Consider the following 22,429-nt stretch of genomic DNA (forward strand, 5'->3'; position numbering starts at 1 on the left):
TTAAGCCATACCACTGCCGGTTGCCGGAGATGAAAATAATAAATCATTCACCGCGGTTAGTAATTCTTCACTCGAAAAGGGTTTTTCAATAAAATAATCAATACCTAATTCTTGAGCTTTGCTGCGCGCTTCGGGTTGCTTATTGGCGGTGATGACTATCATCGGAATAGGATTTAATTGCGGATGACGCAACACTCGTTCGGCCATTAAAAATCCCCCACCTGCGGGCATATTTAAATCCAATAAAATTAAATCGGGTTGCTCGCGAACAATATTGGCAAGACCAGTCACCGGATCGAGTGCGCTAAAGACGCGAAATCCGGCCGATTTAAGTCGTATCGTTAAGGCTTCTACAATTTTTTCATCATCTTCAACGATCATTATCGACTTCATGATGATTTTCTCCTTTCCGGTTGATAGGCATTGAAAATGGGTAAGGTAAATTGAAAAACACTCCCTTGCCCTACTTGGCTTGTGACATTAATTTCACCATTATGCAAACGCACTAATTCACGACAAATATTTAATCCTAAACCCAAACCCGCCTCTTTACTGGTATCGGTAGTTTCAGCTTGATATAAACGTTCAAAAATAAAAGGTAATTTTTCGCTAGCAATGCCTCGTCCAGTATCGCGTACTTCAATGGCTAGAAATTCGTGATCGTGATGTTTTGCACTAATTAAAATTTCCCCAAATTCTGGTGTGAATTTTACGGCGTTATCCACTAAATTTTGTAATACTTGACTAATTCGATGCGGATCAACGTAGGCAGGCAATAAATCGTTTGCTACTTTTTTCTTGAGCTGAATACGCTTGGCGCAGGCTTGGGGTAAATGTCCACGGATCACTTTTTCAATTAAATGATCAATTGGTGTTTCTACTAATTGAATTGCCATTTTACCCGTTTCAATACGTGTAATGTCTAATAAATCATTCACACATTTAGCAATTTGATCGCAGCCATCTAAAGCAAAATGCAAATATTTTTCTTGTTCTTCATTAATTTCGCCACATAATTTATCGGCAATGATTGCAATAAATTCACGCACGGATGTTAAGGGTGATTTAAGTTCATGAGATAAGGTATAATAAAATTGTTGAATTTCATTATTACGCTGAGCTAATTGCAAATTTAACTTTTCAAACATTTGCCTATGTTGAAACAACTCAAATTGCACATGATATTGGCGAATCACTCGTTGTAAATTTTCAATTAATATTTCTGCTGTTAATCCCTGCTTAATTAAACATGCACTTACACCCGCTTCTAAGAGTTGATTAATTTGACTTACCTCATTTTCATCGAGAATGAATAAGCATGGTAATTTTGCAAAATAATTATTTTCGCCTTGGCGCAAAGAACTGGTATTATAAAATAAATCCAAACCACTACAATCATCTAAAGTATTTGAAAATAAATAGACATCATAAAGATGATTGGTCATCCGCTCTTGCGCTTGATAAAATGAGGAAACGCAATCAATAGAAAAACGGCCGCTAGCTTCGGCAAGTAACAAATCTCGCCAAAATCCAGTTTCTTCTTGATACTTGCCAGCAATCAAGATCCGTATTACTTCCATCATTCTTCTACCATTTTAATTATCTACCCACTTTTGAGTATAGACCATTATCTCGCTACACTCCGTGTGAATTTATGAACACCATTGCGCGCTGCCTAAGGAAAATTATTGCCGCCAAGTGAGCTTGCGCTCGCCATCCCACTCCCGTATACCATCATGGCGAAAACGGTGCAAAACCTCGCGCGAGTAAAAATCGAAGTTTATCGTAAGGATTGAATTTGATACACTGCGTGATATTTAAACTCAAGAAGATTTCGCTTATGTCAAAAATAATTAGCCGTTTGAATACAGCATCGGCCGAGTATCAAGAAAATACCGATTTTATGCAAAAACTCTGTGAAGACTTACACCATAAAGTCCAAACGATTGCCTTAGGGGGCGATGAAAAATCTCGCCAACGTCATCGACAACACGGAAAACTACTGCCACGCGAACGTTTATTGCATTTACTGGATTCGGGCACACCTTTTCTAGAATTTTCTCAATTTGCAGCTTACCAAGTTTATGACGATGAAGTACCAGCGGCAGGAATTATCACTGGAATTGGACGCATTCACGGACAAGAATGTGTCATTGTCATCAACGACGCCACGGTAAAAGGTGGAACCTATTTTCCACTGACGGTAAAAAAACATTTACGCGCGCAAACGATTGCCTATGAAAATCAATTACCCTGTATTTATTTAGTCGACTCAGGTGGGGCATTTCTTCCCAAACAAGATGAAGTATTTCCTGACCAACTGCATTTTGGCCGAATATTTTATAATCAAGCCCGTTTATCCAGTGTAAATATTCCGCAAATTGCGATTGTATTAGGTTCTTGCACCGCAGGCGGCGCCTATGTTCCAGCGATGGCCGATCAATCCATTATGGTAAAAAATCAAAGTACTATTTTTTTAGGGGGCCCGCCTTTAGTAAAAGCGGCAACCGGTGAAGTGGTGAGTGCAGAAGAATTAGGTGGTGCTGATGTGCACTGTCGCGTGTCTGGTGTTGCCGACTATTATGCCACTAACGACGAACATGCGCTGCAATTGGGACGACAAATTATTAGCGAATTAAATCGCCCTCATCCGCAAGCGCCACAACAAACTTCTCGCGATCCCCTCTATCCTGCGGAAGAAATTTATGGAATTGTGACGAAAGATCCGCGCAAACCTTTCGACGTGCGAGAAATTATTGCACGAATTGTCGATGCTTCCGAATTCAGCGAATTTAAAGCCTTATTTGGCACTACATTAGTGTGTGGCTTTGCTCACATTGAAGGTTATGCGGTGGGTATTATTGCCAATAACGGAATATTATTTGCAGAATCGGCGCAAAAAGGTGCGCATTTTATTGAGCTGTGTTGTCAACGCAACATTCCATTAGTATTTTTACAAAATATTACTGGATTTATGGTGGGCAGCAAATACGAAGCAGGTGGAATTGCCAAGCACGGCGCCAAAATGGTCACGGCAGTGGCTTGTGCTAATGTGCCGAAATTAACGGTAATTATTGGTGGTAGTTTTGGTGCGGGCAATTATGCGATGTGTGGCCGCGCATATGATCCGCGTTTTTTATGGATGTGGCCTAATGCGCGCATTTCAGTGATGGGCGGAGAACAAGCTGCCAATGTGATGGCGCAAATTACGCGCGAAAAAAATCAAAAATATCACATTAATTGGAGCGATGTAGAAGAAGCTCAATTAAAAAAATCACTCCGCGATAAATATGAAAATGAAGGTCACCCCTATTATTCTAGTGCGCGCTTGTGGGACGATGGAATTATTGATCCCAAAGACACCCGACGAGTATTAGGATTAAGCTTAGCCGCCACCATGCATGCGAAAATATCTTCAACCCAATTTGGCGTATTCAGAATGTAAAAGGAAATTTAAGATGACCCTATTAGTGGAAAAAATTACGCAACAGATAATCAGTATCACGTTAAATCGTCCTGAAAAATCCAATGCATTTAATCAAGAATTGATCCGAGAATTTAATCGGCAATTAACCACTATCCAACAAGACGATACCCTGCGGGCAGTGATTTTAAAAGCTAACGGCAAACATTTTTCAGCAGGCGCAGATTTAGTTTGGATGCAAACTGCAAAAGACTACAGCCTAGAAGAAAATTTGAGTGATGCCATGGAACTTGCCGAATTAATGAAAAATTTATATTTATTAAATAAACCTGTCATTGCCTGCGTGCATGGCGCAACATTAGGTGGAGGGGTAGGATTAATTGCTTCGGCAGATATTGTATTAGCCGATCCGCAGGCGAGTTTTTGTCTGTCTGAAGTTAAATTAGGTTTAATACCTGCTGTCATTAGTCCCTATGTGATTGCAGCGATCGGTGAACGTCAGGCACGCCGATATTTTATCACCGCAGAAAAATTTTCTTGTGCCACCGCGATGCAATTAGGTTTAGTTCATGAATCGATCCATTTTGAAAATTTATTTCCAGAAGCCTTGCGCCTGGCTAATTTAATTAGTCAAAATGCTCCAATTGCTGTGAAATGCGCAAAATCATTGGTTCAACGTGTCAGTCATCGCACAATTGATGAAGATTTATTACGCGATACCGCCATGCGCATCGCGAAAATTCGCATCAGTAACGAAGGCCAAGAAGGCTTACAAGCATTTTTAGAAAAACGTCAACCAAATTGGATTATCAATAATGACTAACATTCAAAAAATTTTAATTGCGAATCGCGGAGAAATTGCGTGTCGAATTATTAAAACGGCCAAACGCTTAGGTATTCGTACGGTAGCCGTTTATTCTAGTGCCGATCACCACGCAAAACATGTAAGTCTCGCCGACGAAGCGTATTGGATTGGTAATGCCCCGAGTCAAGAAAGTTATTTAAATAGTGAAAAAATTATTGCGATTGCAGAACTCGCCAAAGCAGATGCTATCCATCCAGGTTATGGGTTTTTATCGGAAAATACCCATTTTGCCGAACAGCTCACACAAGCAGGTTTGATTTTTATTGGGCCATCCACACGCAGCATTCAAGCCATGGGTTCTAAAGCAGAAGCCAAAAAAATCATGGAAAAAGCTCAGGTTCCTTTAGTTCCTGGCTATCATGGCGATAATCAAGATCCTCAATTTTTAGCGAAACAGGCGGAAAAAATTGGTTTTCCCGTGTTATTAAAAGCAGCCAGTGGCGGTGGCGGTAAAGGCATGCGTATTGTATATCAAGCAGCCGGATTTCAAGATGCCTTAACCAGTGCAAAACGCGAAGCCTTAAAAAGTTTTGGTGATGATCATATTATTTTAGAAAAATATATTGAACATCCTCGCCACGTTGAAATTCAAATTTTTGCCGATACGCAAGGTAATGTAATTCATTTATGCGAACGCGATTGTTCAACGCAACGTCGTTATCAGAAAGTGATTGAAGAGGCGCCCGCCCCTCATTTTCCCGCTGCATTACGTGAGAAAATGGGACAAGCTGCCATTCAAGCAGCACGAGCGATACATTACACCGGAGCTGGCACCGTAGAATTTTTATTAGCCAGTAGTGGCGAATTTTATTTTATGGAAATGAATACCAGATTACAGGTTGAACATCCAGTCACTGAAAAAATTTTAAATATTGATTTAGTCGAATGGCAAATTTTAATTGCCGAGGGTAAACCTTTGCCTTTATCTCAAGCTGAAATTCAACCGCAAGGACATGCCTTCGAAGCCCGCATTTATGCTGAAGATCCTGAACATGATTTTTTACCCTCAACTGGCACTATTACTTATTTAAATTTACCCAATGAAAACCAGCATATTCGAATAGATGCAGGTGTTACCACGAATGATACGATTAGTATTTTTTATGATCCTATGATTGCGAAATTAATTGTCTGGGATACTCATCGCGAAAAAGCGTTAAGACAATTACAGGAAGCCTTAGCAAAGACGCATATTATTGGCGTTAAAACTAATATTAGTTTTTTACGTCAACTCGCGCTACATCCCGTGATGAAGGCGGGAAAAATCACTACTCATTTTATTGGTGAGCACGCCAATGAATTACTGTTACAGAATACCTCTCAGCATTTTCCAGCAATTATTTTAGCTTGCTTGATAAAATTATTTCAGACTAAACCCACCCAGTCGCCGTGGGGCACCTTAGATGCGTGGCAAATGAATTTACCGGCAACCTACCAATGGACAATCAAACTCAATAGCGAAATAATTACGATCCATGCTATACGTCATCATTCAAATTGGCAATTTAAGCATGCGGATATTATTTACAACGTAAAAAATATTAAAATCGACAATGATTGTGTGCAAGCCGAAATTAATTATCAGCGTTATCAACTGCATTACTTATTGGACACTCATACGATTCATTTACTCAGTCCGTCATTGCAGCTAGAAATAGCATTTCATGATGCCGATCTGGCAACTCATGATGGCCTGGAAGAAAATAATTTATTAATTTCGCCCATGCCAGGCGCCGTTATTGCTATTATGGTTAAACCAGGACAAACTGTCAGCAGTGGTGATCCCTTGCTAATTATGGAAGCCATGAAAATGGAACATACTATTTGTGCTCCCCATGACGGGATCATAACCGATATTTTTTATCAAGTGGGTGATCAAGTAAATGAAGGTATGGAACTATTACGCTTAGAGGAAATACCCGCATGAGTTTACCTAAACAGGTTAAAATTGTTGAAGTAGGAGCGCGTGATGGTTTGCAAAATGAAAAAAGCATTATACCTACTGCCCAAAAAATTGAATTAATTGAACGTTTAAGCGACACTGGCTTAACCGTGATCGAAGCCACCAGTTTTGTATCGCCGAAATGGGTGCCGCAAATGGCCGATCATCAATCCATCATGCAGTATTTAGCGCAAAAAAATTCACCGATCTCCTATCCGGTATTAGTACCCAACTTACAAGGTTTAGAAAATGCCTTAGCGTGTCAAGTCAAAGAAATTGCCGTATTTGCAGCAGCCTCTGAGAGTTTCAGTCAAAAAAATATTAATTGCAGTATTGCCGAAAGTATTGAACGTTTTCGTGAAGTTATTAAGCGCGCACAGGCTCACCACCTGCGAGTACGCGGCTATATTTCTTGCATTAATGGCTGCCCCTATGAAGGGGAAGTGGCAATTGCGCAAGTCGTGAATGTCGCCCAACAATTAATAGATTTAGGCTGTTATGAAATTTCGCTCGGCGATACTATTGGCGTCGGCACACCTGAACACACCAAAGCCGTGTTTAATGCAGTATTAAAAAAAGTGGATATTACCCAAATAGCTGCTCATTTTCATAATACCTATGGCCAAGCACTGGCTAACATTTATGCCGTACTGCAATTAGGTATTCAAACCATCGATGCGTCGGTCTCTGGTTTAGGCGGATGTCCTTATGCGCAAGGTGCGAGTGGGAATGTGGCCACGGAAGATGTGGTCTATTTATTAAATGGTTTAGGCATTGACACAGGAATTGATTTATCCAAATTAATGGCGTGTGGTGAATTTATCGATACGATTTTACAACGCCAAACACAATCGAAAGTTGCTCAAGCATTAAGGAATAAATGATCATGACTATTCAACTGGAAGAATTATTAAATTTAAATTTATCGACTACACGTGCACGTTTTCTGCTAGACACAGTGAATGATTTAATAGCACAAGAATCGCCTATCGATGCTTGGCATGTGGTCAGTCAAAGCTTGTTAAGCAAAGACGATCCCTTTGCCGTGCACGAATTGATTTATCAAACAATTTATCATCACGATCTTGGCTGTGCCTGGCGCGCCCCGAGTCACCCTAATACCAATTTAAATTTAATGATGCGTCAGGTTGATGTTAAAAACTATGCTAATTTTCATCGCTGGAGTTGTGTCAATTACCCACAATTTTGGGATTTAATGGTTAAAACGTTAAATATCAAATTTCACGAACCCTACACACAAATTGTTAATGCCAATACTATTGAAGAACCACAATGGTTGTGTGATGCGCAATTTAATATTGCAGAAAGTTTATTTTCTGGCGATGAAAACGATACTGCCGTTATTTGTCAAAGTGAAGACGGTAAATTAACTCGCTTAAGCTATCAAGAACTCGATGAGTATAGTAATCAAATTGCTAATGGATTAGTTACTCAAGGATTTAAAATGGGCGATGCCATTGCCATTGATATGTTAATGGATGAACATGCCGTTGCCATTTATATAGGCATTATTAAAGCGGGTTGTCGTGTGGTATCGATTGCCGATAGTTTTGCGCCAGAAGAAATTGCCACGCGGTTACGTATTGCCAATGCAAAAGCTATTTTTACGCAAGATTATATTCAGCGCGGTAATAAACGTTTGCCCATGTACGAAAAAGTCTGCCAAGCAAAACCGGCGAAAATTATTATGCTCGGTAACCATGAATTAAAATTACGCGCACACGATCTTCATTTTGACGATTTTATTAGCGATAAAACGACATTTGATCCCATTTATTTACCACCCGATCACATCATTAATATTTTATTTTCCTCAGGTACCACCGGCGATCCAAAGGCCATCCCGTGGACGCAAACTACTCCCATTAAATGCGCAGTCGATGCCTTTTTACATTTAAATATCCAAGCACAAGATGTTTTAGCGTGGCCCACCAATTTAGGTTGGATGATGGGACCTTGGTTGATTTTTGCCAGTTTAATTAATCGTGCCACCATCGCTTTATATCGCGGTGCTCCACAAGGTGAAGATTTTGGACGTTTTGTGCAAGATAATCATGTCACCATGCTCGGCGTCGTGCCTAGTTTAGTGAGTACCTGGCGAGCCACTCAGTGTATGGAACAATATGATTGGTCTTCCATTAATTGTTTCGCCTCTACCGGAGAATGTTCGAATCCCAGTGACATGTTATATTTAATGCATTTAGCCGGTTATAAACCAGTGATTGAATATTGCGGCGGTACGGAAATTGGCGGAGCCTATTTAACCAGCACACTGATCGAAAATAATTATCCGGCGTGCTTTACCACACCTACCTGTGGCTTAAATTTTGTATTAATCGATGAACAAGGCAAAGCTTGTCAAAATGGTGAAGTGGCCTTAATTCCACCTTCAATTGGTTTATCGACACAATTATTAAATCGCGATCACCATCAAACCTATTATGAAAATATGCCGAAACTGATTAGCGGCAAACCTTTACGGCGTCATGGGGATCATATTCAACGTTTGGAAAATGGTTTATATCGCGCTCAAGGTCGAGTCGATGACACCATGAATTTAGGGGGCATTAAAACCAGTTCTGCCGATATTGAGCGGGTATTAAACGATGTGGCTGCCATTCAAGAATGCGCAGCCATTGCCGTGCAACCACCTAAAGGCGGTCCTGAATATTTAGTGATTTACGCGGTGGTGAGTGAAAGAATTGCTAAAGAAGATTTAATGAAATTATGCCAACACATCATTAAAACTAAATTAAATCCCTTATTTAAAATTCACGATGTAGTAATTACGAATTCATTACCTCGCACTGCATCCAATAAAATTTTGCGACGAGTATTGCGTGATGAATACAATAAAAAACATTAGTAGCCTGGATCGCAGCGTAACATAGCCTGGAACGTAGCGTAACGTAGCCTGGAACGGAGCGTAAGCGGAGATCCAGGATCCCCAAAAGCCAAAAAATAATCCGCTCTAAAACGGAGATCCCTGATCTCCAAAACTCAAAAAATAATCTGCTCTAAATTCGCAAATTGAATACTAGAGCCATCATTAAAATTAACGACCCCGCTGGCATCGTATCCTAAATTCATGGTGTGATCCGATTTACCTGCTTGTAAGACATTGCCATCGTTAAGTGTCACCGACCAAGTTTTATAATTAATATTCGAGGCCAGATATAATACATCGTAATAATTTAATCCAGCACCCCCATCAATCACATCGTTGCCATCACCACGCCCATAATAAAAGGTATCATTGCCATCATTACCCAATAGCACATCATCACCTTTATTCCCACGAATATAATCATCACCACTACCACCTAAAAGTTGATCGGCAAAACTACTGCCAAGAAGGGTATCGTCTCCACTTCCTGCATCAATAATATTATTGCCATTACTAATAGTAATTTTATCATTTCCAGCACCTGAACTTATTATATTATCGCCGGCATAAATCGTTAGAGTATCATCGCCATCGCCAGAATAAATATGATTATTACCACCACGAATAATAAAAGTATTGTTGCCTAAATAAGTGGTTATTGAATTATTACCATCGTAAATAGTGATTTTATTAGCGCCTTGACCAGCGTCGATAGTATTATCGCCAGCATAAATAGTAAAGGTATCGTTACCCTCGCCTGCCATAATAATATTCTGACCACCACGGAGGGTAAATTGATCATCGCCCATCCCGGTGTCGATAATAGTATTACCACCAAAAATATTTATTCGATCATGATCACTGCCAGAATAAATTTCGTGAGTGCCATTATAAACAGCCAATACATCACTACCATCACCGGAATTAATATTCGTATTGCCATTGTAAAGCGAGATAGTATCGGCATCAGCTCCAGTGTCTATGCTAACATTCCCATCGCGAACAATAATATTATCGCGTCCAGCAGCCGTGTGAATTTCATGATTACCGTTATTGATAATAATGGTATCATCGTCTTCGCCAGTATCTAACTGAGTATGTCCATTAAATAATTCAACGCGATCGTTGCCACTTCCAGTTACAACAGTATTATTACCATTATAAATATTAATTTTATCGGCATCCTCTCCGCTATCAACCGTATTATTTCCGCTTAAAATAGTGAATTGATCAGCACCACTTCCACTGAGAATAGTATTATTCCCACCATTTAAAGTAATTTGATCATTTCCGACACCTAAAGAAACGTTATTTTTTCCCGAAAAAATAATGACTTTATCATTTCCTGCGCCCATTTCAATCTGATTATTGCCATTATGGATGGTTAGCACATCGTTACCCTTCCCGGTATTAACCTCAATATTTCGATTAAAAAATTCTAAGACATCGGCTTTTTCTGTTCCTGTTATAATTTCCCGCACCATCTCCGGAATAGCAATTGGCGTAGGATTGTGATTTTCATTGGCATTTGGTGTCTCAGGAATTTCTCCGGTGGAATTATTGTCGAGTGGAGGATTTTGTGTGGGTGGCTCTGTCGAGGTCTCAATGGAAGGTGGTGGATTTTCTGGTTGAGGTGAAACAGATCCACCACTTGCTGTATCCGTATTCATCGGTGGCTGCGAATTATCCCCATTCGGGATTGATTGAGCAGGTGATTCCACAACGTCTTGAGAAACTGGCGGTATAGTTTCCGTATTATTCACTGGAATTTCAATGCTAGCAGGAGGAATATTAGATTGTGGTTGATTAGGGAGTGCAATTACGGGTAGATTTTCATTCACGGTAACCACGACATTATTAACTGGAATAGTTATCGTTTGCTTTTCACTGCTGATATTATCTAATACATTCACAGCAATTGGAGTAAATACTGGTGATGAAATTTTAAAATTACTGGTATTTGATAAGTCAGTAAAATTGCGATTGGCAAGCTCAGTTAATTGCAGCGAAATATTGCCAAAATTATTAAAAACAAAATCGAGTTTATTTTGCAAGCTTGAAGAATCATTATTATTTTCTTCAAAAAATAATCGTGAACCCAGTTCGATTAAATCAGTTGGACTACCCAAACTCGTTAACTGGATCGGTGATAGACTATTGCTGCTAGAACCCTCATCCATCGTAGCAAGCAGGGCTTGGGTAGCAGGCTCATCAGGCGAAGGCGGCACGGTTATAACGATTTTCTTGGCCAATGCCTGTGGGATTTTTATACTATATTTATGCGTATTAAAATGCTGAAATAAAAAAGCACCGTTCGCAGGATGGGGTGGTGAAAATAACAGTGAGTTTATAATATCAACACCAGAGACTACAGCTTTCTGGCTGGAAGGTTCGTTACCACTCATTTTGGCTCTCCACGCTGGTAATTCGCTTTTAATCCCTATTCTCTTTTTATTGTTAAATTAATTATGTATTAAAATACCGCTTCTCACAATGTATATATTTTTGCTGCCTTAACTGGAAAATAACACAATACCTTCTATACTTCACGGCCTTCAAGAGGTGGTAAGCATCTTCAATGGCCAAACATCGCGATGGAGGTTCCCAAGAGGTAAAATCGCGATTTTCCCCCTTGACAAGCAAGCTCGAGCTTTGCTCGTGCCGCTCAGCATTAACAGAATATTCAGCGTGAAATTTATTAAAAAAATTAATTATCGCCCTATAGCATTGCCAAAATGGCGGGCGTATAATCGCTCTCACAATTCTCACCAAATGGGAGGTGGAGTATGTTAATGCGAAGCATTGTGCTTATCGTTATACTCGGCATTCCAAGTACGATGATAGCCGCAACACCAACAGATAATAGCAGCAATACCAATCATCAACAGAGCCCCAGCGCACAGCAAACCAAAGCGCCTGGAGATAACCAGCACTTCATTAGTTTAAAACAGCAAGACCTAAAACAAACAATGCCAAATTATTTTGACGATTGTTCTAAAGTGGATTGTGAGTAAAATTTAGAAAATGGATATTGGCGGCGTAAAAGAAAATAATCTTGCTTAATAAAAGGGTGATTATGATATAACAGAGAGATTGTTGGAAATAATTGCTCATAACCACCTAAACTTAGACAGCAAGCCAAAAACTTATATTTTTTAAATCCGATTGTCTTGTAGAAAATTTATCCAAAAAAATTAATTAAAGATCTAGTTTTTTATGTTCTTAATATCCTCCCTCTCACGTTTAATAAAATGTTCTGCCCACATTGACATAAGTGAACGAATATCATTTGCACTTAAGTTAATTAAAATTTCATCTTGATCAATTAATTGAGTAAGGACTAACTCTTTGTCGGTTAGTAGTTCATTATCAAATAAACTTATTTCTGGTTCTGAATTTAAATAGGTATGTTTAATAATTTGATAACGCCTATTGTAAGTATTTGAGTGATTAGTTTTGAAAGAGTCGCTAATATCTTGCATGTTTTTCTCCTAATAGAACTACCTAAATTCTGCTCTTTGTGCTTGCGCACTTTTGACCAAGCTGTTGTATGTTAAATTTTTTTGTTTATTCATGCCTCCGTAGAGCATACGGATTTTACAGTGGTGTTATTGAAAAAAATTATCCATATAGTCTCCGAGACGCTTTCCACGGTCTAATTTGGATAGGTTGAAGTGTAAAACTATGCTATACCACTCGCCAATGAAGATGCGGGGAGTCGGAGATTAAATTGCAGGCGTTAGGTAATAAGTGCGAAAGCAAGCTTTCGCAAAAAAAGAGGAAAAATATGTGTTTATCAGGATAATTCACTTCGACAATCAGTGAAAATTTCTAACCCTAGATTTTGACTTCAGCCGCATCTTGAAGTGCGTTGGGTATAACATTGACTTAGGCTATCTAAAGAAATTTAATTTATGTTTTTTATTTATATACAAGGGCTTTTTCTGTAATATTGCAGCTCTAAATAATATTCATCAAAATTTACTATGGCAGATAAGTATTTTCCTGATATTGATACGTTGGCAGAATATGCAAAGCAGCATTTAACACAGCCGATCTATGATTATTTTTTTGGAGGTGCATCAAATGAAGTTACTTTACGTAGTAATTGTTCTATCTATAATAAAATCTCATTTATACCTCGTGTGCTAACTGGACTAACTGACCCAGATACTTCAATATTGATTAATCAGCTTGAACTAGCAAATCCATTGATCGTTGCTCCAACTGCGTATCATGGTTTATTACATAAAAATGGGGAAATAGAAACGGCGCATGGTGCAAAACAAGCCCACGTTATTTATTGTCAAAGCTTAATGTCTACATCTTCACTTTCAGCCACAACCAAAGTATCTCCCGACTTATGGATGCAAGTTTATGTACTAGCAGAACGAGATAAATTTGAAACCTTATTGAATCTTTGCAAAGAGCATAATATTGTCAACATAATTATTACCGTTGATAGCGCATACTTAGGTATGCGTAGAAATGATCATGTTCAGCACCATGTGCTTCCTGAGTCAATGCCCTTGCACGTACTAAATGCAATTGATATTGATAAAAATAACCGTCATTATAAAAATCAGTCGCTCTTTGCCAAAGATATTAGTTGGGATGAATTGCTAGAAATTAAACAGAGTAGTAATGCCAATATTTATCTCAAAGGCATATTGCATCCACGAGATGCTGAATTAGCGGCTCAAAAGGGTTTTGCCGGTATTATTTTATCAAATCATGGTGGGAGGCAACTTGATACTACAGTACATCCATTACAAGTGTTAGAGAAAATCCGTCTAAATGTTGGTAATAAATTTCCCATTATTATCGATGGTGGTTTGACTTCTGGTTTTGACGTCCTAAAAACGCTTTGTCTTGGTGCAAATGCTGTGATGATTGGAAAACCCATTTTATGGGCATTGCATCATAGTGGGCGTGAGGGGGTTAAAAATCTACTTGTTCGAATGTTAGCGGAGTTGATTAACGGCATGCGATTATGTGGCATTTCAAAATTAAATGAGTTGCATCTTTATGGTCGCGACTATATTTATTGGGAATAACTAGCATATGCCTTCTTCACGTTTTATCAAGTTATTATCAGGGATTTATCTCTTTTTATTTTATGATTTCTTTCAGCTAGATATGATGAACGAAGTATCTCCGTATTTACAACATTTATTGATGCTATCTCCTATTCAGCTCGGTATTATAAATTCAATGTTCTTTTATATTAATTTCGCATTACTGATCCCAGCCGGGTTTTTGCTTGATAAATACAAATCACGAAACTTAATTATCATTTCTTTGATTATTAATGCACTTTCCCAAAGCCTATTCATTATCATTCCCCATTATGCAAGTGCATTATTATGGCGCGCAGGTGCTGGCTTTGCTGGTGCATTTAGTTATTTAACCGCCTTAAAAGTTCTGTCGGATAACTTCAACTCTAAAAATTTAGGGGTATTAATCGGTTTTTCCGGTTTTAGCATTATGTTGGCAGGGGTTGTAGCTCAATCTCCACTAAGTTTTATATTACAACGAATGGGACTTATGCCAATATTGATAGTAAACGTTATTTTATCATTGGTAGTTATTATAGTAGTTGCATGGTTGCTTAGCAACTCGAACTTTAAAAAATCATCATCAAGTTTTATTGATGATCTAAAAGTATTCAGTAAGCTTCTCAGCTTGAATAAAAATATATTGATCGCATTATTTGCAGGGATGATAAATATGCCGCTTTTTATTCTAGGTGCATCATGGGGCATTATCTATCTAACTTCACATACTCATATCAGCGCAATACAGGCCACTATTGCAACGAGTACTTTATTTATTGGTGATATTATTGGAGCACCAATTATGGGATACATTTCCGATCGTTTTTTACCACGATCCCAACTTATGGCTATAGGTGCCTGCTGTAACTTTTTAACTATATTATCTATTAATTTTATCAATTCTCCAATTGCATTAATCGCAACGTTTTTTATTACCGGATTTACTTGTACCACTCAAACACCTGCTGCAGCACTCATTATTGAATTAAATAACCGTCAACATGCTGCGCGAGCTAGCTCAATTGTTTCCGCGGTTTCAATTGGATTTATCGCGTTGTCTGATCCATTAATTGGTTCTATCATAGAGTTAACGAATACTCACGACATTATTGTATTAATTCTTACGATTACATCATTCACAGCATTAATATTAAGCTTTATTTTATTGAAGGTGACATGAAAATAATTTAAGATTAATAAATTTAATCTTGCAAAGTTAAGGAAAGTGGATGTCAAGCTCGGGTTTTCAATCGTTTTTTAATACAACAGCAAAAGACATGCATGATATAGCATCACCACTTAAAACACACTTTAATACATCGTATTTGAATTTTGTACGCCGTTTTGAAGATGGTACCGAGGCCTGTTTAACAACAGATCCTGAATGGACAAATCATTTCTATGAAAATAAACTATACAAACAAGTAAAAATTGATAAGGTTTTCGTGGAAAATGAATACCTAGCTAACAAAATTAAAGTAATTCCGTGGACGCAATTTCATGATTCGCCTGTAAGACAAGCGCAAAGTAAATTGTTTGGTGTAGGGGTTGGTATTAGTATTTTGTTTATTCGCAATGGCTATGCCGATTTTTTTCATTTCGGCACAAAAAACGAAAATCAATTTATGAATCAACTATATACTAATTATTCAGACTGCTTAGTGCAATTTACACATTTTTTTTATACTGCGGCAGATCAACTCATTGTCCGTGCATGTGATGCTCAGAATAAAATAAAACTTAATGATCGAGGCGAATATCGCCAAGTCATTTCTAATCTTGAGCAAGATACACTCAATATTAGCGAGTTTGTGAAAACGACTAAACCAAAGCGTTATCTAGTTCATGGAAACTATAAAACGGCTTACCTATCGCATAAAGAAATTCATTGTATTCGGTTAGCTTCTCTAGGCATGAATGCTACTCAAATTGGAAAAAAATTATTTATTTCAAAGCGCACCGTTGAAACACACATTAAAAATGTTCGCGAAAAGTTAGAATTACCAAGCGGTGTTTCAAAGGCAGAGATAATTGAAGAACTTATATCTTATGGCTTTGATATACATCGATTATTGCCTTCTGATCGTTTAAGGTAAGGTTATGAATAATAAAATTATGTGTATCAAAAATATTATTAAAATTTCACATCAAGCATCCAACATCAGGCAAAGCAGAATATGAATATTTTATTTATTTCACATTTAGCCAACAAGAACTTGCCATGCGTATAGGTTTACTGGTTGCTATGCAAGAAGAAATTCAAGATCTAATACCGTGCATGCAGGAAGTTAGCCAAAGTTCAATTGGGCGTAAAACTACGTATATCGGAAAGTTATATGGTACTGAGGTCGTATTGTGTCTTTGTGGTGTTGGGAAAGTCAATGCTGCCATGACCGCAGGTATACTCAAAACCAAATATAATGTCGACATTATTATACTGACTGGTTTAGCGGGTAGCACTTCCACAAAAATTCATGTGGGAGATATTGTGATTTCGACTCAATTTATTCAACATGACGTAGATGCTCGGCCTAACTTTCCGCGCTTCGTAATACCTTTTTCTCATGAAGCTATTATCTCGGTGGATCCTTTACTCAGTAGTTTGGCTGTTAAAGCAAGTAAACAGCTAGTTAATAATTTGTCCCGCAAAATTGATATTTCTCAATTGACTGAATTTGGTATTGAAAAACCCGTGGTTCACTGTGGATTAATCGGCACAGGTGATAAATTTATTGTTGATACGAGTGTTCTAGATGAATTAATTGCAACGATTAACACTGAATTTAATGCAAGTTTATTATGTGTGGAAATGGAAAGCGCTGCGGTAGCGCAAAGTTGTGCTGAGCTTGGCATTCCTTGTATCGCGGTTCGGGTAATCTCAGATTGTCCCTATCTCCACGAATCTATTACTCACTATCATCGTTTTAAGCAAAAAATTGCGGCGCCTTATTGTAATTCAATACTGGCAGAATTTTTACCCTTATTACAAAATCTTCCATAATTTGATGGTTTATTTTTTATTTTTGGTGCTTGTGAAGTAAGGCCTTATTCATTATAGTTTTCGTATACAACGTGGACGATAAGGTAAAGATTATGGCTCAATCCAACGCGACCGCCACACTCAGTGTCCGTCTTCCTCCAGAAATACGCGATCAGTTAGAAGCACTTGCCGATGCAACGGGCAGAACAAAATCATTCTTAGCAACAGAAGCTATTGAAAGCTACTTAGCGGTTCAAGCTTGGCAAGTGAGTGCTATTAAAAAAGCATTGAAAAAAGCCAATACTAAAGGTGCAAAATTTATTAATCATACGCAAGTCACAAATTGGGTCAATAGCTGGGGAAGCGAGGATGAATAGGATCTTCCTAACGATACCCAGCACTCAATAAAAAAAATTATGCTCCAAACCGTTGCGCTAAATACGCAAATAATACTCTCAGCAATTGTGCTTCGCCTCCCTGGGGCCGTCCTGGTTTGGCGGCAGTATTCCAGGCCATTAAATCAAAATGTACCCAATCCGTGTTTTTATCGACAAATTCTTGTAAAAATAACGCAGCGGTGATGGCGCCGGCATAGCCACTGTCGCTTGAGTTTTTTAAATCGGCAATCGAGGATTGCATCATGTCTAAATACGGTTGATGCAGTGGCAATCTCCACAAGGGATCGGCACACTCTTGGCTGATGATTTCTAAGGCTGAGGCTGTGCTATCTTGATTGGCAAACATAGCCGCAATCTCGGTGCCCACCGCCACTTTAGCAGCACCGGTTAACGTCGCAATATCAATAATTAATTCTGGTTTCTCATCCAGTGCTGCGGTTAGCGCATCACATAAAATTAAACGCCCTTCGGCATCGGTGTTGGTCACTTCCACCGTTTTTCCGCTGCGAGTGGTAATGATATCGCTAGGTCGCATGGCATTGCCACTAATGGCATTTTCCACTATGGGGATCAGCACGCGTAAGCGGATCGGTAATTGTTGCGCCATAATTAATTGCGCTAATCCTAAAACGTGTGCGGCACCCCCCATATCTTTTTTCATGAGTGCCATTCCTGAGGAAGATTTAATATCTAAGCCACCACTATCAAAACACACGCCTTTACCCACCAACGTAACCAAAGGATGTTGAGGATTACCCCAGTGTAGATCAGCAAGACAAGGTTTATCGTCTGCTGCTTTACCAACTGTGTAGACCGCTGGAAAGTGCTGCGCTAATTCTGCGCCCTGCACACACGTAAATTCTGCCTGATACTGTTGAGCTAAGTCACGAGCCACTTGGCACAACTGCGTGGGTAACATATCTTGTGGGGGGGTATTAATTAAATCGCGAATTAAATAATGACTCACCAACATATTTTCTAATAAGGCATAATTTATTTTTTCAGATAATTTTAATTGGGGAAATGTTTTTTCATTTTTTTTATAGCGGGTAAATTGATAACACGCTAAGCCCCACGTTAAGGCTAAATTCTGTGGATTAAGGCGCTCATCACGTATTTCATAAACTCCTTGAGTTAATAATTCAGGTAAAAATGCCAATCCCCAAAATGCTTGAATGTCTTTGCAACCGACAATCACTGTATTTAAACAACCTCTATCATCATGATGATAAAAAATTTGTTTTTCTTTACCGGTAAATCCCTGGGCTTGAAGTTTATTTTGCAAAATAGGGTCTTGTTGAGTAAGCCAAGTTGCAAACTCAGTTTCTGTGACCACGGTTAGTAAAATTGCAGAATTCTCTTGTGAAAAATACGGTAACATGGTGTCCTCTTAAGTCTGGCGTTGTTTTAGCTGCGTAATTAATTCGGGAATAATTTTAAATAGATCACCAACGATGCCATAATTCGCAATTTGAAAAATGGGTGCCTCTTCATCTTTATTAATCGCAACAATAACTTTAGAATCTTTCATTCCAGCTAAATGTTGAATGGCACCAGAAATGCCCACGGCAATATACAATTGTGGCGCGACAATTTTTCCTGTTTGCCCGACTTGATAATCATTAGGAACAAAACCTGCGTCCACGGCGGCGCGTGAAGCACCAATCGCGGCGTGCAATACATCGGCTAATTCTTCCAATAATTTAAAGTTTTCGCCGTTTTGCATACCACGACCGCCCGAAATAATCACGCGCGCCTGACCTAATTCAGGACGAGCACTCACATTTAATTCTTGGCGAATAAACTCACTGGCTGAATGTTCAAATACTGTGGTTAATGCTTCAATCGCTGCATGTCCTTCGCCACTCAAGGCTGGAGAAAAAGCACTGGTGCGCACGCTTAATAAGGCGTTAGCAGACGATAAACGAATTTTAGCAAACGCATTTCCCGCATAAATCGGACGAATAATGGTGAGAGGATCGCAAATTTCCGTGATATCGCTTAATAGCACTCTATCGGTTAATCCACTCACCCGGGGTAAAATATTTTTTCCAAACGTTGATGCTGGCGCTAAAATAAAATCATACTGCGAATTTAAACTTGCAATTAATGAAGCTAAACTTTCGGCTAACTGATGTTGATAGCATGGATGATCCGCTAGAAGTATTTTTTTAACATCATTCAGGGCACTAGCTTGTTGTGCGACTTGCTGACACGCCGAGCCTGCAATTAATAGGTGAATATTCGCGGATAAGCGCAATGCCGCACTCACCACATTCGCGGTATTCGCTTTTAAAGTTTGATTATCGTGTTCTGCAATAATTAAAATATTCATTCGATCACCTTCGCTTCATTGACTAATTTATCAATTAATTGTTCAACACTCTCCACCTTGATCCCGGCTTGGCGTTGCGGGGGTGGCGTGATACTCTCAATAGTGTATCGAGGATCGGCTAAAATATTTAACTCCGTTAATGTTAAAGTTTCTAAAGGTTTTCGTTTAGCTTTCATAATATTCGGCAATGAGGCATAACGAGGTTCATTTAAGCGTAAATCCGTGGTGATAATTGCAGGTAGATTTAAACGCAAGGTTTCTAAACCGCCGTCAATTTCGCGAGTGACTTCGATTTTTTGATCGTGAATGGTAATCTTGGAGGCAAAGGTACCTTGTGGCCAATTTAATAATCCCGCTAAAATTTGCCCGCATTGATTATTATCAAAATCGATGGCTTGTTTACCCATGATTACTAATTGAATGCCTTCGCGTTCAACCATGGTTTTTAATATTTTTGCAATGGTTAAGGGTTGCAAATTGTCATCGCTCTGAACTAGCACCGCACGATCAGCCCCCAGCGCCAAACCTGTACGCAAAATTTCTTGGCAAGCCGTTTCACCAATCGATGTCACAATAATTTCGCTGGCGAGTCCCTGCTCTTTTAAACGGATAGCTTCTTCGATAGCAATTTCGTCGAAAGGATTCATTGACATTTTCACATTCGCGGTTTCAACGCCACTGTGATCGGATTTAACCCGAATATTTACATACGCATCGATAACACGTTTCATTGGCACGAGAATTTTCATGCGATCTCCCAATTATCAATAAAACGCTAATGTTGACGAGTTGGCTTGCGTCCGTCAAGATTAGCGCCTGAAAAACTCAATAAAATACTTCAACGCTATCCTTAAGCATGAAGAAGACAGCGAGGTAACTATGGAACGCGAATCGATGAGCTATGACGTCGTTATTGTAGGGGCAGGTCCAGCCGGATTGGCTTGTGCCATTCGCTTAATGCAATTAGCGCAAACTGCCGATCGTGATATTTCGGTGTGTATTGTCGAAAAAGGCAGTGAAGTTGGCGCTCATATTTTATCGGGTGCGGTACTAGAACCTCGCGCCTTAAATGAATTATTGCCGAATTGGCAGGAGTTAGCAGCGCCCATCACCACGCCAGTCATAGAAGATCAATTTTTATTATTGACTGAAAAAAAATCCTATCGATTGCCCACACCTCCCCAGATGCGTAATCATGGCAATTATATTGTTAGTCTTGGAAATGTTTGCCGCTGGCTCGCTCAACAAGCAGAGCAATTGGGTGTAGAAATTTATCCGGGTTTTGCCGCCAGTGAAATTTTATTGGATGATAATGGCAGCGTCAAAGGCATTGCTACAGGCGATCTAGGGCGCGATAAAAACGGCGAAAAAACGGCGCGTTTTCAACCTGGCATGGAGCTTCATGCGAAACAAACGATTTTTGCAGAAGGTTGTCGAGGCTCGTTAAGCGAATCATTAATCAAACAATTTAAGCTGCGTGAACAAGCCGATCCACAAACGTATGGGATTGGCATTAAAGAATTATGGCAAGTTGATCCCGCACAACATCATCCTGGGCGCGTTGTTCATACCATCGGTTGGCCTTTGGATAATAATACCTATGGCGGTTCGTTTATTTATCATTTACAAGAAAATCATCAAGTGGCTTTAGGCTTAGTCGTGGGTTTAGATTATCAAAATCCCTATCTCAGTCCTTTTGAAGAATTGCAACGATTTAAAACGCATCCTGCTATCCAACCTATATTTAGCGGTGGAAAACGCATTGCCTATGGCGCACGTGCCTTAAATGAAGGCGGTTGGCAATCCATTCCTAAATTAACCTTTCCTGGCGGCATGATCATCGGTTGCAGTGCTGGATTTTTAAATGTGGCAAAAATTAAAGGTTCACATACCGCCATGAAATCCGGGATGTTAGCGGCAGAAACACTGTTTAAAAACCTGCATCCAGAAAAAAATTACTTGCCTGAATTAATTGAATTTAATCACGCCATAAAACAATCGTGGATCAAAGAGGAATTATATCCTGTGCGCAATCTACGCCCGAGCTTTCACTGGGGATTATGGCCAGCATTACTCTATTGTGCGGTGGATACGTATTTATTGCGAGGTAAAACACCGTGGACTTTCCATCATCAAGCCGATCACACCCAATTAAAAAGCAGTAACGCTTATTCACCGATCCACTATCCTAAACCCGATAATACTCTCACCTTTGATCGCTTATCGAGTGTCTATTTATCAGGAACTTTTCACGAAGAAAATCAACCGTGTCATTTACAATTGCGTCATCCTGCCTTAGCCATTGATGTGAATTATCATTTATACGACTCTCCCGAACAACGCTATTGTCCCGCCGGTGTCTATGAAATCGTTAAACTGGAAAATGAACCTGCACGATTACAGATTAATGCTCAAAATTGCGTGCATTGTAAAACATGTGATATTAAAGATCCGCAACAAAATATTCATTGGGTGCCACCAGAAGGTGGTGGCGGACCGAATTATGGGGCGATGTAATGA

Annotated in this window: 19 protein-coding genes; 12 read left to right on the top strand and 7 right to left on the bottom strand. The window is 39.2% G+C overall.

Features of this window, described 5'->3' with window-relative positions; all coding sequences use genetic code 11:
* A complete protein-coding gene (locus tag KIT27_04310; protein ID MCW5588868.1) occupies positions 1 to 393 on the bottom strand; it encodes a response regulator transcription factor in 393 nt (130 codons plus the stop codon).
* Positions 390 to 1,583, bottom strand: a complete 1,194-nt coding sequence (locus KIT27_04315; protein ID MCW5588869.1) for a hypothetical protein — start codon at positions 1,581 to 1,583, stop codon at positions 390 to 392. Before KIT27_04315 ends, KIT27_04310 begins: the two co-directional genes overlap by 4 nt.
* Positions 1,584 to 1,840: 257 nt before the next feature.
* On the opposite strand from KIT27_04315, the gene KIT27_04320 reads away from it, so the two are divergent.
* Genes KIT27_04320 through KIT27_04340 form a run of 5 tightly spaced genes read left to right on the top strand, consistent with a single transcriptional unit; the run spans position 1,841 to position 9,118 of the window.
* Entirely contained in the window at positions 1,841 to 3,445 is a 1,605-nt protein-coding gene (locus KIT27_04320; GenBank protein MCW5588870.1) for a methylcrotonoyl-CoA carboxylase, read from the top strand.
* Between the two features lie 13 nt (positions 3,446 to 3,458).
* Positions 3,459 to 4,247 carry an enoyl-CoA hydratase/isomerase family protein gene (locus KIT27_04325; GenBank protein ID MCW5588871.1) on the top strand — a complete coding sequence of 263 codons (789 nt, stop codon included), beginning with the start codon at positions 3,459 to 3,461 and terminating at the stop codon, positions 4,245 to 4,247.
* Positions 4,240 to 6,216, top strand: coding sequence for an acetyl/propionyl/methylcrotonyl-CoA carboxylase subunit alpha (locus KIT27_04330; GenBank protein ID MCW5588872.1), 1,977 nt, complete (start codon positions 4,240 to 4,242; stop codon positions 6,214 to 6,216). Before KIT27_04325 ends, KIT27_04330 begins: the two co-directional genes overlap by 8 nt.
* Positions 6,213 to 7,115 carry a hydroxymethylglutaryl-CoA lyase gene (locus tag KIT27_04335; GenBank protein MCW5588873.1) on the top strand — a complete coding sequence of 301 codons (903 nt, stop codon included), beginning with the start codon at positions 6,213 to 6,215 and terminating at the stop codon, positions 7,113 to 7,115. Before KIT27_04330 ends, KIT27_04335 begins: the two co-directional genes overlap by 4 nt.
* A gap of 2 nt (positions 7,116 to 7,117) precedes the next feature.
* Entirely contained in the window at positions 7,118 to 9,118 is a 2,001-nt protein-coding gene (locus KIT27_04340; protein MCW5588874.1) for an AMP-binding protein, read from the top strand.
* Between the two features lie 134 nt (positions 9,119 to 9,252).
* On the opposite strand, the gene KIT27_04345 is transcribed toward KIT27_04340, so the two are convergent.
* Positions 9,253 to 11,544 (bottom strand): hypothetical protein, encoded by a 2,292-nt coding sequence (locus KIT27_04345; GenBank protein MCW5588875.1) that lies wholly within the window; start codon positions 11,542 to 11,544, stop codon positions 9,253 to 9,255.
* Between the two features lie 381 nt (positions 11,545 to 11,925).
* Between KIT27_04345 and KIT27_04350 the strand changes: the two genes are divergently transcribed.
* Complete coding sequence (locus tag KIT27_04350; GenBank protein MCW5588876.1) at positions 11,926 to 12,153, top strand: hypothetical protein; 228 nt, start codon at positions 11,926 to 11,928, stop codon at positions 12,151 to 12,153.
* Between the two features lie 192 nt (positions 12,154 to 12,345).
* Here the strand turns inward: KIT27_04350 and KIT27_04355 are convergent, their stop codons facing one another.
* Positions 12,346 to 12,621, bottom strand: coding sequence for a hypothetical protein (locus KIT27_04355; GenBank protein ID MCW5588877.1), 276 nt, complete (start codon positions 12,619 to 12,621; stop codon positions 12,346 to 12,348).
* Positions 12,622 to 13,125: 504 nt separating this feature from the next.
* Here KIT27_04355 and KIT27_04360 point away from each other — a divergent pair.
* From KIT27_04360 to KIT27_04380, 5 genes are all read left to right on the top strand, one after another.
* Complete coding sequence (locus KIT27_04360; protein MCW5588878.1) at positions 13,126 to 14,196, top strand: alpha-hydroxy-acid oxidizing protein; 1,071 nt, start codon at positions 13,126 to 13,128, stop codon at positions 14,194 to 14,196.
* A gap of 7 nt (positions 14,197 to 14,203) precedes the next feature.
* The gene (locus tag KIT27_04365; GenBank protein MCW5588879.1) at positions 14,204 to 15,376 is read left to right on the top strand and encodes an MFS transporter; all 1,173 of its coding nucleotides are present in this window, start codon (positions 14,204 to 14,206) and stop codon (positions 15,374 to 15,376) included.
* Positions 15,377 to 15,425: 49 nt separating this feature from the next.
* On the top strand, positions 15,426 to 16,292 hold the full coding sequence (locus KIT27_04370; protein ID MCW5588880.1) for a hypothetical protein: 867 nt from the start codon (positions 15,426 to 15,428) through the stop codon (positions 16,290 to 16,292).
* A gap of 125 nt (positions 16,293 to 16,417) precedes the next feature.
* Complete coding sequence (locus tag KIT27_04375) at positions 16,418 to 17,197, top strand: 5'-methylthioadenosine/adenosylhomocysteine nucleosidase (protein MCW5588881.1); 780 nt, start codon at positions 16,418 to 16,420, stop codon at positions 17,195 to 17,197.
* 92 nt (positions 17,198 to 17,289) lie between these two features.
* Positions 17,290 to 17,553, top strand: a complete 264-nt coding sequence (locus KIT27_04380) for a CopG family ribbon-helix-helix protein (protein ID MCW5588882.1) — start codon at positions 17,290 to 17,292, stop codon at positions 17,551 to 17,553.
* Positions 17,554 to 17,590: 37 nt separating this feature from the next.
* Here KIT27_04380 and KIT27_04385 read toward each other — a convergent pair whose 3' ends face one another.
* Genes KIT27_04385 through KIT27_04395 form a run of 3 tightly spaced genes read right to left on the bottom strand, consistent with a single transcriptional unit; the run spans position 17,591 to position 20,658 of the window.
* On the bottom strand, positions 17,591 to 18,955 hold the full coding sequence (locus tag KIT27_04385) for a leucyl aminopeptidase family protein (GenBank protein MCW5588883.1): 1,365 nt from the start codon (positions 18,953 to 18,955) through the stop codon (positions 17,591 to 17,593).
* A 9-nt stretch (positions 18,956 to 18,964) separates the two neighbouring features.
* The gene (locus KIT27_04390; GenBank protein MCW5588884.1) at positions 18,965 to 19,909 is read right to left on the bottom strand and encodes an FAD-binding protein; all 945 of its coding nucleotides are present in this window, start codon (positions 19,907 to 19,909) and stop codon (positions 18,965 to 18,967) included.
* Positions 19,906 to 20,658 (bottom strand): electron transfer flavoprotein subunit beta/FixA family protein, encoded by a 753-nt coding sequence (locus KIT27_04395; GenBank protein MCW5588885.1) that lies wholly within the window; start codon positions 20,656 to 20,658, stop codon positions 19,906 to 19,908. Before KIT27_04395 ends, KIT27_04390 begins: the two co-directional genes overlap by 4 nt.
* Positions 20,659 to 20,788: 130 nt before the next feature.
* On the opposite strand from KIT27_04395, the gene KIT27_04400 reads away from it, so the two are divergent.
* Positions 20,789 to 22,426 (top strand): electron transfer flavoprotein-ubiquinone oxidoreductase, encoded by a 1,638-nt coding sequence (locus KIT27_04400; protein ID MCW5588886.1) that lies wholly within the window; start codon positions 20,789 to 20,791, stop codon positions 22,424 to 22,426.
* Positions 22,427 to 22,429: the final 3 nt, after the last annotated feature.

The organism is Legionellales bacterium, from assembly GCA_026125385.1.
Taxonomy (GTDB): Bacteria; Pseudomonadota; Gammaproteobacteria; order JAHCLG01; family JAHCLG01; genus JAHCLG01.

Bases quoted from the DNA above. Each gene is read 5' to 3' on its own strand.
- KIT27_04355 (MCW5588877.1), bottom strand. From the start codon at position 12,621: ATGCAAGATATTAGCGACTCTTTCAAAACTAATCACTCAAATACTTAC.
- KIT27_04370 (MCW5588880.1), top strand. From the start codon at position 15,426: ATGTCAAGCTCGGGTTTTCAATCGTTTTTTAATACAACAGCAAAAGAC.
- KIT27_04400 (MCW5588886.1), top strand. From the start codon at position 20,789: ATGGAACGCGAATCGATGAGCTATGACGTCGTTATTGTAGGGGCAGGT.
- KIT27_04320 (MCW5588870.1), top strand. From the start codon at position 1,841: ATGTCAAAAATAATTAGCCGTTTGAATACAGCATCGGCCGAGTATCAA.
- KIT27_04360 (MCW5588878.1), top strand. From the start codon at position 13,126: ATGGCAGATAAGTATTTTCCTGATATTGATACGTTGGCAGAATATGCA.
- KIT27_04365 (MCW5588879.1), top strand. From the start codon at position 14,204: ATGCCTTCTTCACGTTTTATCAAGTTATTATCAGGGATTTATCTCTTT.
- KIT27_04310 (MCW5588868.1), bottom strand. From the start codon at position 393: ATGAAGTCGATAATGATCGTTGAAGATGATGAAAAAATTGTAGAAGCC.
- KIT27_04350 (MCW5588876.1), top strand. From the start codon at position 11,926: ATGTTAATGCGAAGCATTGTGCTTATCGTTATACTCGGCATTCCAAGT.
- KIT27_04340 (MCW5588874.1), top strand. From the start codon at position 7,118: ATGACTATTCAACTGGAAGAATTATTAAATTTAAATTTATCGACTACA.
- KIT27_04335 (MCW5588873.1), top strand. From the start codon at position 6,213: ATGAGTTTACCTAAACAGGTTAAAATTGTTGAAGTAGGAGCGCGTGAT.
- KIT27_04345 (MCW5588875.1), bottom strand. From the start codon at position 11,544: ATGAGTGGTAACGAACCTTCCAGCCAGAAAGCTGTAGTCTCTGGTGTT.
- KIT27_04330 (MCW5588872.1), top strand. From the start codon at position 4,240: ATGACTAACATTCAAAAAATTTTAATTGCGAATCGCGGAGAAATTGCG.
- KIT27_04375 (MCW5588881.1), top strand. From the start codon at position 16,418: ATGCGTATAGGTTTACTGGTTGCTATGCAAGAAGAAATTCAAGATCTA.
- KIT27_04380 (MCW5588882.1), top strand. From the start codon at position 17,290: ATGGCTCAATCCAACGCGACCGCCACACTCAGTGTCCGTCTTCCTCCA.
- KIT27_04390 (MCW5588884.1), bottom strand. From the start codon at position 19,909: ATGAATATTTTAATTATTGCAGAACACGATAATCAAACTTTAAAAGCG.
- KIT27_04315 (MCW5588869.1), bottom strand. From the start codon at position 1,583: ATGATGGAAGTAATACGGATCTTGATTGCTGGCAAGTATCAAGAAGAA.
- KIT27_04325 (MCW5588871.1), top strand. From the start codon at position 3,459: ATGACCCTATTAGTGGAAAAAATTACGCAACAGATAATCAGTATCACG.
- KIT27_04385 (MCW5588883.1), bottom strand. From the start codon at position 18,955: ATGTTACCGTATTTTTCACAAGAGAATTCTGCAATTTTACTAACCGTG.
- KIT27_04395 (MCW5588885.1), bottom strand. From the start codon at position 20,658: ATGAAAATTCTCGTGCCAATGAAACGTGTTATCGATGCGTATGTAAAT.